This is a genomic window from Aeromonas sp. S5(2024) (assembly GCF_041403025.1).
In the GTDB taxonomy this organism is placed as follows: domain Bacteria; phylum Pseudomonadota; class Gammaproteobacteria; order Enterobacterales; family Aeromonadaceae; genus Aeromonas; species Aeromonas hydrophila.
Genome location: NZ_JBGLRI010000003.1, coordinates 493588 through 509430, shown reverse-complemented (window position 1 = coordinate 509430; position 15843 = coordinate 493588). Strand labels below are relative to the sequence as shown.

Sequence of the window (15843 nt, the reverse complement as noted above, 5' to 3'; positions counted from 1 at the left end):
TTTTTATTTCACAACTTTATGTCACAACAGGCATCAGGCGATGCGTTCGATGCGTGCCATGTAGAAGCCATCGAAGCCGGTGGCGGCCGGGCTGACGGTGTGGTCATCCCGCAAGCGGTAGTTTTCATTGGCGGCGAGGAACTTGTCCACTTGCTGACGGTTCTCTTCCGGCAGGATGGAGCAGGTTGCATAGACCAGCAGACCGCCCACCTTCACCATCTGGCTGTAGCGCTGCAGGATCTCCGCCTGCAGGGCAACCAGTACCGGCAGCCGCTCGGCGGTGTCGCGCCACTTGGCATCCGGATTGCGCTTGAGCACGCCGAGGCCGGAGCAGGGCACATCCAGCAGCACGCGATCCGCACTCTCTTTGAGGCGCTTGACGGTCTTGCTGCTGGTGATCACCCGGGTTTCCACGTTGTGGGCACCGGCGCGGCGGGCGCGCTGCTTGAGGTTTTCGAGTTTCCACTCTTCCACATCCATCGCCAGCAGGCGGCCCTTGCCCTCCATCATGGCGGCCAGATGCAGGGTCTTGCCACCGGCACCGGCGCAGGCATCGATGACGCGCATGCCGGGGCTCACTTCCAGCGCGGCCGCAACCTGCTGGGAGCCGGCATCCTGCTGCTCGAACCAGCCATCGGCAAAGGCCTTGGTACGAAACAGGGCGGCATCCGAGGTCACTTGCAGGGCTGAATCGACCCCTTCCACTGGAATGGTGGTGACCTGCTCTTTGGCCAGTGCGGCCTGCAGCTCTTCACGGGTGCACTTGAGGCTGTTGACCCGCAGATAACGCTTGGGCATCCAGGCCAGCGCGGCACGTTCGGCAGGCCAGGCTTCGCCCAGTTGCTCGCTGCCGAGTTTTTCCAGCCAGGTCGGGCAGCCATCCATCAGCACCGGGTTCTTCTTGGCTTCGGTCAGACGGCGACGAAACGCCTCTTCATTGAAGCGATCCAGCGTCGGATGGTTGGGTTGGGCTATCTTGTGAAAAGCGTGCCAGCTATGCAGCAGCGGCCAGACGTTCTTCTCGGCCTGACGGACCTGGATGCCGGTCAGGGCGCAATAGAGGCTGAGGCGACGCAGCAGATCGCCGGTGACCAGGGCAATCCTTGCCTGTTCTTGCGGTTTGAGTTCGATGCCGGAGAAGTGACGGGCATAGGCGCGGTCCAGGGTGAGACCCTGGCCCAGCACATCGTCAACAATGGCAACGACCAGGTCCCCGAAACGGGGCAACAGTGGGGATTTGAGCATGAGATTAACCTTGGTCAGATAAAGACGAACCGTCGTCATGGTGACGCGGCTCAAAAACTGATAAATCCGCGCAATGATAGGGGCTAGACAGGGTTGGTGCAACACTCCCCATTCGGGGAATATCCGCTAGGCAGTGCTGGACTAAGCAGGGCGGCAGGCGAATGATGCCAGTTGCAGTTTGGGTGAGTGCATTTAAAAGGACTAAAAAGATGCAGTTGATGAAATTTTCTCCCTTGGCGCTGGTGGTAGCCAGCCTGATGAGCTCGGGTGGCCTCGCGGCCAAGGAGTGGGACACGGTGGCGGCGCGCGCCAGCGCCGCCGACGGCTATGAAGTGCGGGCCAACCAGTTTCGGGTCGCCAAGGTTCCCATCGATTATTTTGCCGGCCTGCAGGCCGGGGCCCGTTCGCTGACCCTGCCGTTGCCCGACGGGGGAGAGGTGATCTTCACCCTGCAAGCCTATGATCTGCTGCCGGCCGATCAGGCGGCCAAATTCCCCGAGATCCTGACCTTCAAGGGCCATAACCCGGCGGCACCGGTAGAGACGGGACGTTTTGACCTGGGGCCACTGGGCTTTCACGCCATGTTCACCCATCAGGGCAAGACGGTGTTCGTCGACCCGCTGCGCAATGCCGACGGTTATGCCGTCTATTACCAGCAGGATGCCTACAGCCGGCTGGAGGAGGACGCGGACAAGGTTATCGGCAACGAGGCCAGCAGGGCGCTGGCGCACAAGGTGCAGGTGGATGGCAACGTGCGCAAGCGTTACGTCATCGCCATCTCGGCGGCGGGGGAGTACACCCAGTTCCACGGTGGCTCCAAGGTGCTGGCCACCGCGGCCATCGCCACCCTGCTCAACCGTGTCAACGAGGTATACCAGCGCGATGTGGGGGCCGAGTTTCAGCTGGCCAGCGGCAACGACAACATCATCTTTACCGATCCGGCGAGCGATCCGTTCAACAATGACGACACGGATGTCGATGTCAACGGCGCGGTGCAGGCTAATGCCCAGACCCTGCCCAGCGCACCGCTTGGACAGTTCGACATCGGCCATGTGGTCAACACGGGCGGTGGTGGTCTGGCCGGATTGGGTGTGCTCTGTACGGCTACCAAGTCGGACGGCATGACGGGTTCATCCACCCCGGTGGGGGATGCCTTCTTTATCGACTACGTGGCCCACGAGATCGGCCACCAGTTCGGCGCCGACCACACCTTCAACGGCACCACCAACAGTTGTGGCAGCGGCAACCGGGAGGCGACCCAAGCCTGGGAGCCGGGCAGCGGCACCTCCATCATGGCCTATGCCGGGATCTGCGGGGACGAGAACATCCAGCCCCACAGCGACCCCTATTTCCACAGCAAGTCCATCGAGCAGATGCGAGCGCACATGGCGACCGTGCCGGCCTGTGGCACCACCCTCAACCTCGTCAACAATGCGCCCCAGGCGGCGGCTGGGGCCAGCCGCATCATTCCGGCCAACACGCCGTTCGTGCTCAAGGGGGCCGGCGCCGATCTGGACGGGGATCCTCTGACCTACACCTGGGAGCAGATCGATCTGGGCACGGAGTCGAGCAGCCCGGCCACCATGGTGGACGATGGCAGCCGGCCACTGTTTCGCTTCGTGTCCCCCACCAGCTCGGCGGAGCGGATCCTGCCGAGCCTGCCCTCCCTGCTCTCGGGCACGCTCGCGAAGGGTGAGGCCTGGCCCACCACCAACCGGGATCTCAACTTCCGGCTGACGGTGCGTGATGGCAAGGGCGGTGTCGCCAGCGACGACATGAAGGTTCAGGTAGTCAACACCGGCAGCGCCTTCCGGCTGACCGCCCCGCTTGGGGTGGCGTTGACGCCAGGGGCAAGCCAGGCAGTCAGCTGGGATGTGGCCGGCACCATGCTGGCGCCGATCAGCTGCAGCAAGGTGGATCTGTTCATCACCCAGAACGAGGGAACCAGCTGGAGCAATCTGGCGGTCAGCCAGCCCAACAGCGGCGCCGCCACCGTCACCCTGCCGGCGGATCTGGCCAGCGCCGCCCGCCTCAAGGTGGCCTGCAGCGACAACATCTTCTTTGCCATCAGTCCGGCTAAGCTGCCGGTCGTCCAAAGCGGCGGCAGTTCGGGCGGTGGCGGTGGTGGCGCCCTCGGTCTCTGGACTCTGGCGCTGGCCCTGCTGGGTTGGCAACGGAGGCGCGGATGAGAGCTGGCTGGCTGGTGCTGGTGTCCCTGCTTGGCGGCTGTCAGGCCGACGCCGATACCCTGGAGCAGGCGGTCAGCGCCAGTCTGGCCAAGCAGGATTACCGGTTGATCGTGCGGGCCGGGCGCGGCGAGGTGGCGCCCGGCATCGCGCCGGAGCAGCAGGCCTCGGCCAAGGCGCGCTGCGGCGTGCGCTACCTCGATGGCCTGGGGGATGTCATCAAGCCCGGGCAGGAAGAGGCCCAGGCCAAGCTGGCGGCCTACGCGGCGGATTACAACCGGCGCATGCTGACGCATTGTCCCGCTGCCTCTGGCAAGCAATAAGTCTACGCGTAGCAAGAGCGTACGAAGGGCATACCAAGGAGGGAGGCGTGAGCCTCCCTCTTTTTTGCAGCCGCCATTTGCCGGTTACAAGGCTTGTACCCATGGCGTGCTCGTCGCACAATGCCAGCACGCATGGCCGCATGGGCGGCAAAGAGAGAAGGAAAATCAAGATGATGGATGTAGCCGATCTGCGCCGCGAATACACCCGGGGTGGATTGCACCGGGCCGATCTGCCGGCCGAGCCCCTTGCCCTGTTCGAGAAGTGGCTGGCCCAGGCGTGCGAGGCCAAGCTGACCGATCCCACCGCCATGGTGGTGGGCACCGTCGATGCCGACGGCCAGCCCTGGCAGCGCACCGTGCTGCTCAAGCATTACGATGCGGAGGGCATGGTGTTCTACACCAACATGGGCAGCCGCAAGGCGCATCAGCTGGAGAGCAATCCCCGCATCAGCCTGCTGTTTCCCTGGCACACGCTGGATAGACAGGTGCATGTGACCGGCCGAGTGGAGAAGATGAGCACCTTCGAGGTGATGAAGTACTTCCACAGCCGTCCCAAGGACAGCCAGATCGCCGCCTGGGTTTCCCAGCAGTCGACCCGCATTTCGGCGCGCGGCGTGCTGGAGGCCAAATTCCTCGAGCTCAAGCAGAAGTTTGCCAATGGCGAAGTGCCGCTGCCGAGCTTCTGGGGCGGTTTTCGGGTGCGGATCGACACGGTCGAATTCTGGCAGGGTGGCGAGCATCGCCTGCACGACCGTTTCTACTACACCCGCGAGGGGGAAGGCTGGCACATCGAGCGGCTGGCGCCCTGAGTGCCCGCTGCCGCTGACAAGGAGTCTGTATGCGTCTGTATGGCGATCTGAAGTCCGGCAATTGCTACAAGCCCTGGCTGCTGGCCCGCTGGCTTGAACTGCCCCTCGACTGGGTGCCGGTGGATGTGCTGGCGGGGGAGACCCGTACCCCTGATTTTCTGGCCATCAACCCCAACGGCAAGATCCCGGTGCTGGAGCTGGCCCACGGCGATACCCTGGCGGAATCCAACGCCATCCTCTTCTATCTGGCGCAGGGCTCGCCCCTGTGGCCGACCGAGCCGCGCCAGCAGGCCGAGGTGCTCAAGTGGCTGTTCTTCGAGCAGTACAGCCATGAGCCCTATATCGCGGTAGCCCGTTTCATCGTGCACTATCTGGGGCGGCCGGAGTCCCAGGAGGCGCGCCTCGACGGGCTCAAAGCCGGCGGCGAAAAGGCGTTGGCGGTGCTGGAGCAGCAGCTCAAGCAGAGTCCCTACCTGTGCGGTGATTCCCCGACCATCGCCGACATCGCGCTTTACGCTTACACCCATGTGGCGGAGGAGGGGATCTTCTCGCTGCAGGGCTGGCCAGCTATTCGCGACTGGATCGCCCGTATCGAGGCGTATCCCCGTCACCTGAGCCTGCCGGCTGCCTGCCAGGCCGGCTGATGGAGCTGCTGATCGAGCGGGCCCTGTGGCAGCCCCACTGGGCGCCGGTGCTGCAGGCCTGGCAACGGCAGGGCGGTCGCTGGCTGCTGCTGCAGAGCAAGGTCGATGAGGGTTTGCCGAGCGATACCGGTGGACTCTGGTCCTGTTGTCCGCCCGATGGCGTGCGTTCGGCCAGCGCGCTGCTGGCCGCCTGGCTGGATGGTGACTTGCCTGCCCAGTCCGCGAGGGATCCGAGCCGCCAGATCCTCATCAGCGGCTCGGCCTCCCTGCTGACCCTGGCCCGGGAGGAGGGGCTGCTGACGCTGGGGCCTCAGGGCGCCGATCTGACGCTGATGGCGCAAGACGATCTGGGCGCCGTGCTCAACCGCCTGCTGGCCCGCCGCCTGACGGTGCCGGTGCTGGCCGAGCCCGCCTCGCCATCGGGGTCTGCCCTGCAACTGCGCCCCCTGCTGGCGCGCGATGAGGCCGACGTGGTGCGCTATTGCAGCGATGCGGCGCTCGCCCGCTACACCCTCAACATCCCCCATCCCTACCCGCCGGAGGCGGCCCTCGATTGGTTGGCTGGCTGTTGGCGCAAGGCGGCGCTCGGGCTGGGCTGGAGCTGGGCGCTGACCCTGCCAGTAGGGGAGGGCCAGGCGCCGCTGGTGGGGGTGATCTCGCTGCACTGGAACGGTGAGCTCGCCTGGTGGGTGGGCGTGCCCTGGCAAAATCGCGGGCTGGCGACCCGGGCCGCCCGGCTGGTCAAGGCCTTTGCGTTTGACCGGCTGCAACTGCCGGTGCTGACCGCCCGCCATATGCCGGGCAACCTGGCCTCCGGCCGGGTGATGGCCAAGCTGGGCATGCGCTATTGCGGTCGGCGTGAGCTGAGTGGTCAGCCGCCGTGCGAGGTGAGCTACTGGCAGCTGGAGCGAAGCCAGACGCTGGTGGCGCCGCTCAAACGGCAGCTGACTCCTCTATTGGCTGACGAACGGGTGGTGGCGGCCATCCTGCAAGCAGGCGGTGAGGAGGATGAACCGAGGCGGCTGGCCCTCTTTCTGGCGCAGCCGGAGCCAGAGAGCGGACTGGCTGTCGACTCCCTGCCCGAGCAGGAGGATGACGGGCCGCTGGCGGTGGAGTATCACGACCAAGAGGCGTTGGCGCAGGCCGAGCCGGACCAGCTCTATCTGTACCGGGGGCTGCTGCTCAAGGACCATGAAGAGCGGGGGCTGGCCTATCTGCAGCAGCTGGCCAGCCTGCAGCGTCAGGGGCCGGCACCGCTCACGCTGGCGGAGCGGCGTCAGCGGCTCAGCTGGCTGGGCACCTTGGCCCGCCGGGCCAGCGGCGAGAACACACAGAGGAATGGCGTCAGCCACCGTTATCACCAGCTCTGGCTGCTGGTGGAGTTGCCCGCCCTCATCGACGAGCTGGCCGGACGCTGGCATCGCGGACCAGACCAGACGCTGAGCTGGCTGGAGCAGACGGATGCCGAACTGTTTGCGGCCTATCGGGCGGCCATCACCACCCTGCAACCGAGCAATCTGCAAACCATGCTGCGCCTGCTGGCCGTGCGGTTTCCTGAGTCCACCCTCCCATTTCTCGACAAAGGTGCTCAGGGCGGCGGTCAGTTTGTGGAATAATGCCAGCTCTGCTGTACGAGGAGTAACGCTGTATGCTGAGAACCGAGCGCCCCGGCGACATGCTGCCGGTCTATGACCTGGTGAGTGCCGCCTTTGGCCGTTCCGACGAGGCCGAACTGGTCAACCGCCTGCGCGAATGTGGCGCCGCCGTGGTGACCATGGTCGAGGAGGAGGAGTACGAGTTCATGGGGCACCTGATGCTGAGCCCGATCACCATTAACGGCATGGAAGGGCCCTGGCTCGGTCTTGCACCCGTGGCGGTCCATCCCGATTGGCAGGGGCAGGGCATAGGGTCGGATCTGGTACGCGAGGGGCTGGATACGGCGCTGGAGATGGACTGGAAGGCGGTGGTGGTGCTGGGTGACCCGACCTATTACAGCCGCTTCGGTTTTCGCCCCGCCAGCGAGTTTGGCCTGCACTGCATCTACGAAGTGCCCGCCGACTGCTTCATGGCGATGGAGCTGCAGGAAGGCGGCCTGACCGGGATGCAGGGCGAAGTGCTCTACCACCCACTGTTTGACGAGCTGCCCGAAGAACAATGAGCAACGCAAACGGCAGCCTGCGGGCTGCCGTTTTGTTATCTGCATGAGCAGCAGGTGCTGCGCCTTTCCCCTTGAATAGCGATGAGTCGTTGCGCTCCTCCGCTCCATTATCCTGGGCAGTATCCGCGCCCATGCCATTGAGCAAACACCTCTTGAATCCGTGTCGGGATATATGGAGCGCGCCACCATATTCTCTGAATATGGGGTCTGCTGTCTGAGGGCTGGCCGTTGCTTTTTCCGGAGGTATTCTGTTGCAATGTCTTGTTACAAATTTTTATCGGCAAGATCTATTTTTGTCTAACGGGTAACATTTTTTGGTTTGACCTCATTATTGATGTTTGACTCAAATGAGGATGAAAAGGTAGGTTGTTGAATATATAAACAAGGAGGCTTGGTGCGATTGCCATGGCTTTAATTATTCATACCCGCCCTTGTCTTATATATCGATAGAGTTGCTCTCGTTTGCATATCAATAATGCTGACGCGGTAACCTGTCTTCATCTTACACCAAAAAACAACCACCATATGCTCGGTCATGATGATATGGCCTGCCCAGCTATTGCCTGAAAATATCGGGCAATCTGGAATGAATTGAGCACTGATAGGGATACATTATATGAAAAAACTCTCAGCAATAATTCATCGTGAGGTTTCACAAGGACGTCGTGATTTTCTGACGTTTTCCTCCATGTCGCTGATTGGTCTGGCTGCCAGCAGCGTTTTCCCCGCCCCGGTGAAGGCTGCCATTGCTGTCTTGAATAATGGCAATTTTGCTGAGCTGGATGCGATCAATTTTTACGTGATGGCGTCTAACCAGCCCGCCGTTGATTCAAATCGGGTCAACTTTTTACAAGAAACCGATGAAGCGCAATATCTTGCCCAGGTGATGTTTCAAGAGTTGATGAAGTACGAATTCCAGTATCAGAACAGCTCATTAAGCGAAGCATTAGGCCCTGGCATGAAGCCTAATAATAATGTGCTGACAATGAGTGATGGCATCAGCTCGGTCAATGCTATTTACAGCAGCAATCGACGCTATTTTACCGATAATATGGTTGAGTACGTGAGTGGTCTGTTACAGAACTCATATAGCAAGCAAACCAATGTCACAGTAGCTGACCGGAAGCTGTATAACTCTTGGGATATGGTGAAGGTAAATGCGAATATCAAACAAGCAGAAAAGGGGGTGCAGTTTAAAGAGATTATCGATCAGCTATACTCTGTCGCTACTCATTATTGCCAAAGTGGAAAGTTAACCGCCTACAAAGCAGGGGGAGAAAGCTGGGCTCGTCAACTTATCGAGCACTACTCCAAGAATGAGGTGTTAGACGAGCTTATCAGTTCTTTTAAAGTTCAGGAGTATCTGGGGTCAGGCTCATCGTTTGAAAAGGCGATGTGGCAAGTGTACAACACCATCAATAAAGTAAGAGCGCTCAATATTTCATCCGGTCGTCGCATCACAGAAGATGAGCTGAAAAAATTTGAACGTACCATGGCGGGATCTGTTTACAGCGGGTTTGCCATGAACATGAGCTGGGGTCACCAAAGCGAGAAATACACAGTCCTGGCCAACAGGAGGAATTTCGATGATGTGGTGACCTTGCTGAGAAATGAAAGCGGTACGCAGCGCACCTTCTGGAACAGTTTCTTCAACCAGAATAGTCCGGATAGCTTCTGGAATGAACTGAATAATATGAGTCTGAGAACAAGCACCTTGCAGGATGAAGGGGCTCGGCAGCGTATTCTTCAACGATATCCTGCTCTGGCAGGGGCGGCGGGCAGTATGGCTCCCACAGCCTTCTCCGGTGTGGCTCCCGCGGCCTTCCCCATAGATTCATTCCTTTCCGTGTTCACCTTGTTGCTGGGGGTGGGCAACTTTACCTGGTTGACGGCGACCGATCGGGAGGAATGGAGCAATCCTGTTCCTTTGATGGAGTTGGGGGCAGCCTTGTTTGATTTGACCTTGAATCTGATCCAGCTCGGTCGGTTCCTTGATAAAGTGACCATGTTTATTTATGGCAATGGTGAAGGCATCATCAATAGCATTGCCATCAATATGGGGAAATTCAGTCAATTCTTGAGCAACCTTACCGCCAAAGGCCAGCATCTCACGAATGTGGTAGAGCGGCAGATAGCCAGCAAGATGTTTCTCGCCACGCAAAATATCACTCGGGTTATCAATATATGTTTTGTTGGCTTGGCGGCACTGGGGGCGGCCCTGGCCGCGTATAACCTGTATCAGGCTGTCGAGGGCGGCGATATTGGGGATATTATATTTGCGGCAATCAATATGTTGGTCGCCACGGTGGCGTTGGGTGTCGCCATTGCCTCTTTTATGGGGTTTGCCATTGCCGGCCCCTTGGGTATCATTGTCGCGGTGATAGGCATAGTGGTGGCCATTGCCCAGTGGATCTACACCTTACTTAAAAAAGAAGAGGTCAAACCTACCCCGATCGCGAGATATACCAACGAATATATTAAGCCACGGGGACTTGAGTATGAAGATCTTGGTGCATATATTTGCCGGGTATCCAGTTACTGGAAGCGTACTCTGGTGTGCGCATTCGATGCAAGGACCATGAATACCGATTGGGATTATGTCCCAAGCATCGCTGATCATGATAATCCGATTTATACTCAGCCAGGAGCTCTGGTAACCTCCCCGAGAAATGGCAGGATTTATAACTTTGCCAATATTCAAAAACCAGGTTACGGAAATATATCGAATTTCTTCACTGCGGGAGCCACCACACCAATCAGTAACTGGCGGCCGGGGAGTGATTTGCAGACCTGCTTGCATGCCGTTGAGAGTCAGGCAAGCAATAATAGTCGTGCTGCTATATTTGTGGCGCTGGGAAACAACTCAAGTTTTTCACGCGCTTTCTTGACATCTCACCTGGAAGATGCCCCGACAAACAGCAATGAGCTGACGAGTCAATTAAATCTGGAGTGGCAAGAATATCCGCTGGATGTGGTTGCCATCAATGGCCTTGATGAGACCATGTTCCTTATCTTCACTACCCGACATATCTATCAAGTGAAAGCTGGTGTAGCGCGCAGGATAATCTCTGACTTTGTCGGTCAGCGCGATGCACCGATAACCTATGGCCTGAATGCCCTGGCACTCGGTACCAACGTGAATTTGATCTATCGGTTAAATGGTCTGCAGGCTCCCGAGATCCGCTACCATTATCTGCTGACCCGGGATGACAATGGTGACTATACCCGTATGAAATTACTGCGGACCATCAATAATCCCCTGTCCTCAGACTCGCCGATTGTTGGCAGGTTGTTCAAGAAAACCAGCGATCTGGTTTCGCGGATGGACTTTATGTATCACGACGGCAAAAGTGGTTATGCCCGCTATGGTGCAATTATGAGTAAGACTGATGATGCCTCATTGTCATTGTACAATGGGGTTGAGTTTCAGGTACCGGACAATGGATTCCGATCCTTCTACAAGAATGCGTTTATTCCGAAATAGCGGAGGTGACGCCCCTGTCCATCGCTTGGCCAAGAGTCGTCATTATTGAACCGGCCCATGTACGAAAACCAGGTGCATCCACATCGGCTGCAAATAACAAAAAAGGCGCCCTCGGGTGCCTTTTTTATCTCTGTCCGTCAGCTCAGCTGAAGAACCAGTAGCCGCGGTTGACCAGCCGGGTCAGCAGCTGCAGGAAGCCGGCCTGATCGGCAAGTTCCACCATGTCGGCCTGAGTAACCATGTCCTTGTCGCACAAGAGCGAAATGGCGGCGGCATCCTCGCTTGGCAGCGCCCAGGCTTCGCCGTCGATGTAGCACTGCTGGCTCTCGCCGCTGAACCAGACGGTGCGCAGACCCGGCACCTTGATGGCGGGCTCGCCCTGGGTCAGCAGGTCGGCCACTTCCTCGGCGCTGTAGTCCGGCTCCACCGGATTGACGTCCAGATCGTGCTTGGCCTCGGAGATCATGGTGCCGAACCACTCCTTGAACAGGGTCTCGTCATCGAGGGCCTGCTGCATCAGCTCGCGCAGACGGTGCAGCTCGTGGGGCTGGATCTCGCCGTGGCGGGCACGTGGCTTGAGATCGGCATCGCCGTAACGCTCGGTGCGCACCTCGTTGTCGATCAGGTGATCGGCAAAGGAGGAGATAAGCGCCTTGGCATCCGGTGCGCGGAAGCCCACCGAGAAGTTCAGGGAGGGCTCGATGGCGTAGCCCTCGTGGGGGAATCCGGGCGGGATGTAGAGGATATCGCCCGGCTCCATGATGACGTCGATGATCGCCTCGAACGGCTCGCAGTGCAGCAGGGCCGCATGGGCGGCGAACTCGTTCAAAGGCTTGGCATCGCCGACGCGCCAGTGGCGCTTGCCCTGGCCCTGGGTGATGAAGACGTCGTAGTTGTCGATGTGGGGACCGACGCCGCCGTGAGGGGTGGAGAAGCTCACCATCACATCGTCAAAACGCCAGCCCGGGATGAACTGGAACGGCAGCGCCAGCTCGTTGACCTCGGGGGCCCAGTGGTTGCAGGCCTGCACCAGCACGGTCCAGTTCTCTTCACCCAGGTGATCGTAGGATTCGAAGGGGCCGTGAGCCGCCTCCCACTTGTTGTTGAAGCGGGTGACGAGGCGCGATTCAATCACCTCTTCCATGGCCAGACCTGCCAGCTCGTCCGGGCTGATGGGATCCTGAAAGTCGGTGAAGCCGCCCTTGATGAGCAGTGGGCGCTTCTGCCAGTAGTGCTCGAGGAAGTGAGCGATATCCAGATTGAGTTGGTACATAGATCTTCTCGTCAAAGGGTTCGACAAAGGTCAAGAGAGGTCTTGCCGGAGGCGGTGGCTGGCCTCGGGCAAGACCTCTTGCAAAGGGTGTATAGGGTGCCACATAAAATAACCGGGGCCCTGTTGCAGATCATGCACAGGGCCCCGGTGGTGTCACTTATCCGCTTATTTCAGCAGATCGACCAGACGCTGGGCGTCGCCGATGTAGTTGGCCGGGGTCAGCTTCTTCAGCTCGACTTTGACCGCTTCCGGCAACTCCAGGGTGTCGATAAAGGTACGCATCCCTTCGGCATCGACGCGGCGGCCACGGGTCAGCTCTTTGAGCTTCTCGTAGGGCTTCTCGATGCCGTAGCGGCGCATCACGGTCTGGATCGGCTCGGCCAGCACTTCCCAGTTGGCATCCAGATCGGCAGCCATGGCGGCGTCGTTGGCTTCCAGCTTGGAGATACCCTTGAGGGTCGCCTGATAGGCAATCAGGGAGTAACCCACCGCCACCCCCAGGTTGCGCAGCACGGTCGAGTCGGTCAGATCACGCTGCCAGCGGGAGATGGGGAGCTTGGAGGCCAGATGCTGGAACACGGCGTTGGCCAGACCCAGATTGCCTTCGGAGTTCTCGAAGTCGATGGGGTTGACCTTGTGCGGCATGGTGGAGGAGCCGATTTCGCCGGCGATGGTGCGCTGCTTGAAGTGGCCCAGGGAGATGTAACCCCACACATCGCGATCGAAGTCGATCAGGATGGTGTTGAAGCGGGCCATGGCGTCGAACAGCTCGGCGATGTAGTCGTGCGGCTCGATCTGGGTGGTGTAGGGGTTCCAGGAAAGGCCGAGGGAGGTGACGAATTCCTCGGAGAACTGGTGCCAGTCCACATCCGGGTAGGCGCTGATGTGGGCGTTGTAGTTGCCGACCGCGCCGTTGATCTTGCCGAGGATCTCCACCGCCATGATCTGCTTGTACTGGCGCTCCAGCCGGTAGGCGACGTTGGCCATCTCCTTGCCCATGGTGCTCGGGGTCGCCGGCTGACCGTGGGTACGGGACAGCAGCGGCATGTCGCGGTACTCATGAGCCAGACGCTTGAGCTCGGAAATCAGCTTCTCGCAATAAGGCTTGATGACCTCTTCGCGGGCGGTTTTCAGCATCAGGCCGTGGGAGTTGTTGTTGATGTCTTCCGAGGTGCAGGCGAAGTGGATGAACTCGCTGATGGCGGCCAGCTCTGGGTTCACTTCGACTTTTTCTTTCAGGAAGTACTCCACCGCTTTCACATCATGGTTGGTGGTGCGCTCGATCTGTTTGATGCGGGCGGCATCCTGCTCGTTGAAGCTCTGGACTATGCCGTCGAGCAGGGTACTGGCGGCCGCGCTCAGGGCAGGGACTTCCGGGATCCCGGCGTGGCTGGCCAGTTTTTGCAACCAGCGCACCTCGACTTCGACGCGAAAACGCAGCAGGCCGAATTCGGAGAAGATAGGGCGCAGGGCATCGGCCTTGTCGCCATAACGACCGTCAATCGGGGAAACAGCAGTCAGCGCGGACAGCTCCATGGGGTGAACTCCTGATGATTGGTGTGGGGGATCCGTATCCACTCGCGCGTGGGCCCGGGATATCAACAAGGGGATGTGCGGCTGCCCGCCTTGCTGTCGTCCCTTGGCCCGCGCACGAGCCGATGATTAGTAACGTTTGGCCAGCTCCACCATCTTCTTGCGAGCGAAGATGATCTGGGTGCGGCTGCCGCCGAGCTGACGCCACAGCACGCAGGCCCGGATGCCGGCCAGCAGCAGGGCACGCACCTTGTGTTGCACCAGCGGCTGCTGCAGGAACAGCGGGGTACCCGCCACCTGGATTCGGGGGCCGATCGGGCTGATGAGGTCGCTGTAGATGCTCGCCATGTTGGCCAGGATCTGCTCGTCGAGCAGATCGAAGTGCTGTTGCTGGCGGCCAATCTGGCTGATCCGCTCACCCAGCATGTTGAGGATGTCCTTGCGCTTGGCCAGCTTGCGCTCCAGCGCGATCAGGCTCACCACGTAGCGGGTCAGCTCGGCATTCTTCTGGCTACCGTCGGCGCCCAGCTGCTCGACCAGCGCACGGTAGCCGTCGCGAATGGCCAGATGGGTGTTGTTGAACACCTCGAGCGGCTGGCTCGGGTTGGTCACCAGAATGCTGGAGAGGCTCTCGCGCAGGGCCGCCTCGTCGCAGCTGCCGTCACGGGCCACCTTCTGCACCAGATAAGCGGCCTGGCAGATGCCGGCAAAGGCCATGGTTTTGTCTTGGAATTTGTCGCTCATATCTTCACAGCCCTGTTCTGTTCATTCACCGGCCGATGCCATGAGCCGGCCTGGAAGTTGCCAATCATGTATCGCTGCCTTGTGCTGTTTTGTCTTTGTCCCTTCTCCCGCGAGGGGAGAAGGGAGTACAGCGCGGACGCTCGTGAGCGCCCAGCCCTTAGACCGGATGGCTGAAACGTTGTTCGATGATGCCGCCGCCCAGACACACTTCCCCGTCGTAGAAGACGGCGGACTGACCCGGGGTGACCGCAGCCTGTTTCTCGTCGAAGATGACCCGGATGGTCTCATCGTCGATGGGCTGGATCAGGCAGGGGATATCTTCCTGGCGATAGCGGGTCTTGACGGTGCAGCGGCGCGGCGCGCGAATGGGGGTGCGATCCACCCAGTGCAGCTGGCTGGCGATGAGGCCATCGGAGTAGAGACGGGGATGTTCGCCCTGCGCCACCACCAGGGTGTTGCGCTCCACCTCTTTGTCGACCACGTACCAGGCTTCTTCGGTGGCATCTTTGCGACCACCGATGCCAAGCCCCTTGCGCTGGCCCAGAGTGTGATACATCAGGCCCTGATGCTCGCCGATCACCTTGCCATCGACGGTTTCGATGGGGCCGGGCTGGGCGGGCAGGAACTTGGCCAGGAAGTCCTTGAATTTGCGCTCGCCGATAAAGCAGATACCGGTGGAGTCTTTCTTCTTGGCGGTGATGAGATCCAGCTGCTCGGCGATGCGGCGCACCTCGGGTTTTTCAAGATCGCCGACCGGGAACAGGCTCTGACCCACCTGAGCTTCGCTCAAGGTGTAGAGGAAGTAGCTCTGATCCTTGTTGGTATCGAGGCCGCGCAGCAGGCGCGGGCGGCCGGTGCTGTCGTCACGGCGTACATAGTGGCCGGTGGCGATGTAGGTGGCCCCCAGCTCTTCGGCGGCAAACTCCAGGAACGCCTTGAACTTGATCTCCTTGTTGCACAGGATATCCGGGTTCGGCGTACGGCCGGCCTTGTACTCTTCGAGGAAGTGCTCGAACACGTTGTCCCAGTACTCGGCGGCGAAGTTGATGGTGTGGAGTTTCATCCCCAGCTTGTCGCAGACGGCCTTGGCATCAGCCAAATCCTGGGCGGCAGAGCAGTACTCGTCCGTGTCGTCTTCTTCCCAGTTCTTCATGAACAAGCCTTCGACCTGATAGCCCTGCTGCTGGAGCAGGTAGGCCGAGACGGAAGAATCCACGCCGCCGGACATGCCGACGATCACCTTGATTTGGCTGTTGTCTGTCATTAGTCGAAGTTACCAGTTCGTTTAAACGGGGCGTATTCTACCAGAATTTCGCGCCCCCGGTCACATATCCATGCCGCCGTTCCCATCAGGAACCTGGCAGCAGGAAATCGTTTTTCTATTTGTCGGCGCCATGATGAAAAAGTGGCGCCAAACGGTCCTGCATAGCCTGTTCACGATCTG

Annotated in this window: 12 protein-coding genes; 7 read left to right on the top strand and 5 right to left on the bottom strand. The window is 59.9% G+C overall.

The window, feature by feature from the left end:
- Nucleotides 1-33: 33 nt before the first annotated feature.
- The gene (locus ACB032_RS08885) at nucleotides 34-1245 is read right to left on the bottom strand and encodes an RsmB/NOP family class I SAM-dependent RNA methyltransferase (RefSeq protein ID WP_029303566.1); all 1212 of its coding nucleotides are present in this window, start codon (nucleotides 1243-1245) and stop codon (nucleotides 34-36) included.
- A 209-nt stretch (nucleotides 1246-1454) separates the two neighbouring features.
- Here ACB032_RS08885 and ACB032_RS08880 point away from each other — a divergent pair, with 209 nt between their 5' ends.
- The 7 genes from ACB032_RS08880 to ACB032_RS08850 all read left to right on the top strand — a co-directional run bounded on the left by ACB032_RS08880 (nucleotide 1455) and on the right by ACB032_RS08850 (nucleotide 10849).
- Complete coding sequence (locus ACB032_RS08880; protein ID WP_371137785.1) at nucleotides 1455-3434, top strand: reprolysin-like metallopeptidase; 1980 nt, start codon at nucleotides 1455-1457, stop codon at nucleotides 3432-3434.
- Complete coding sequence (locus ACB032_RS08875; RefSeq protein WP_049048564.1) at nucleotides 3431-3754, top strand: hypothetical protein; 324 nt, start codon at nucleotides 3431-3433, stop codon at nucleotides 3752-3754. Before ACB032_RS08880 ends, ACB032_RS08875 begins: the two co-directional genes overlap by 4 nt.
- A gap of 170 nt (nucleotides 3755-3924) precedes the next feature.
- Complete coding sequence (gene pdxH / locus ACB032_RS08870) at nucleotides 3925-4563, top strand: pyridoxamine 5'-phosphate oxidase (protein WP_043159926.1); 639 nt, start codon at nucleotides 3925-3927, stop codon at nucleotides 4561-4563.
- 29 nt (nucleotides 4564-4592) lie between these two features.
- Complete coding sequence (locus ACB032_RS08865) at nucleotides 4593-5207, top strand: glutathione S-transferase family protein (RefSeq protein ID WP_254199753.1); 615 nt, start codon at nucleotides 4593-4595, stop codon at nucleotides 5205-5207.
- Nucleotides 5207-6823 (top strand): GNAT family N-acetyltransferase, encoded by a 1617-nt coding sequence (locus tag ACB032_RS08860; protein WP_371137784.1) that lies wholly within the window; start codon nucleotides 5207-5209, stop codon nucleotides 6821-6823. The genes ACB032_RS08865 and ACB032_RS08860 overlap by 1 nt, the downstream gene beginning before the upstream one ends.
- Before the next feature lie 32 nt (nucleotides 6824-6855).
- Nucleotides 6856-7365 (top strand): GNAT family N-acetyltransferase, encoded by a 510-nt coding sequence (locus ACB032_RS08855; protein WP_039215280.1) that lies wholly within the window; start codon nucleotides 6856-6858, stop codon nucleotides 7363-7365.
- Nucleotides 7366-7981: 616 nt separating this feature from the next.
- Complete coding sequence (locus ACB032_RS08850) at nucleotides 7982-10849, top strand: hypothetical protein (protein ID WP_371137783.1); 2868 nt, start codon at nucleotides 7982-7984, stop codon at nucleotides 10847-10849.
- 142 nt (nucleotides 10850-10991) lie between these two features.
- Here ACB032_RS08850 and ACB032_RS08845 read toward each other — a convergent pair whose 3' ends face one another.
- The 4 genes from ACB032_RS08845 to mnmA form a co-directional block, all read right to left on the bottom strand.
- The gene (locus ACB032_RS08845; protein ID WP_371137782.1) at nucleotides 10992-12122 is read right to left on the bottom strand and encodes a JmjC domain-containing protein; all 1131 of its coding nucleotides are present in this window, start codon (nucleotides 12120-12122) and stop codon (nucleotides 10992-10994) included.
- Nucleotides 12123-12287: 165 nt separating this feature from the next.
- The gene (gene purB / locus ACB032_RS08840; protein ID WP_371137781.1) at nucleotides 12288-13658 is read right to left on the bottom strand and encodes an adenylosuccinate lyase; all 1371 of its coding nucleotides are present in this window, start codon (nucleotides 13656-13658) and stop codon (nucleotides 12288-12290) included.
- 126 nt (nucleotides 13659-13784) lie between these two features.
- A complete protein-coding gene (hflD, locus tag ACB032_RS08835; RefSeq protein WP_371137780.1) occupies nucleotides 13785-14399 on the bottom strand; it encodes a high frequency lysogenization protein HflD in 615 nt (204 codons plus the stop codon).
- 157 nt (nucleotides 14400-14556) lie between these two features.
- Nucleotides 14557-15663 (bottom strand): tRNA 2-thiouridine(34) synthase MnmA, encoded by a 1107-nt coding sequence (gene mnmA / locus ACB032_RS08830; protein WP_011705316.1) that lies wholly within the window; start codon nucleotides 15661-15663, stop codon nucleotides 14557-14559.
- Nucleotides 15664-15843: the final 180 nt, after the last annotated feature.

Coding starts and splice junctions, on each gene's coding strand:
- ACB032_RS08880 (WP_371137785.1), top strand. CDS start 1,455: ATGCAGTTGATGAAATTTTCTCCCTTGGCGCTGGTGGTAGCCAGCCTG.
- ACB032_RS08845 (WP_371137782.1), bottom strand. CDS start 12,122: ATGTACCAACTCAATCTGGATATCGCTCACTTCCTCGAGCACTACTGG.
- ACB032_RS08850 (WP_371137783.1), top strand. CDS start 7,982: ATGAAAAAACTCTCAGCAATAATTCATCGTGAGGTTTCACAAGGACGT.
- purB (WP_371137781.1), bottom strand. CDS start 13,658: ATGGAGCTGTCCGCGCTGACTGCTGTTTCCCCGATTGACGGTCGTTAT.
- ACB032_RS08855 (WP_039215280.1), top strand. CDS start 6,856: ATGCTGAGAACCGAGCGCCCCGGCGACATGCTGCCGGTCTATGACCTG.
- mnmA (WP_011705316.1), bottom strand. CDS start 15,663: ATGACAGACAACAGCCAAATCAAGGTGATCGTCGGCATGTCCGGCGGC.
- ACB032_RS08885 (WP_029303566.1), bottom strand. CDS start 1,245: ATGCTCAAATCCCCACTGTTGCCCCGTTTCGGGGACCTGGTCGTTGCC.
- ACB032_RS08865 (WP_254199753.1), top strand. CDS start 4,593: ATGCGTCTGTATGGCGATCTGAAGTCCGGCAATTGCTACAAGCCCTGG.
- ACB032_RS08875 (WP_049048564.1), top strand. CDS start 3,431: ATGAGAGCTGGCTGGCTGGTGCTGGTGTCCCTGCTTGGCGGCTGTCAG.
- pdxH (WP_043159926.1), top strand. CDS start 3,925: ATGATGGATGTAGCCGATCTGCGCCGCGAATACACCCGGGGTGGATTG.
- ACB032_RS08860 (WP_371137784.1), top strand. CDS start 5,207: ATGGAGCTGCTGATCGAGCGGGCCCTGTGGCAGCCCCACTGGGCGCCG.
- hflD (WP_371137780.1), bottom strand. CDS start 14,399: ATGAGCGACAAATTCCAAGACAAAACCATGGCCTTTGCCGGCATCTGC.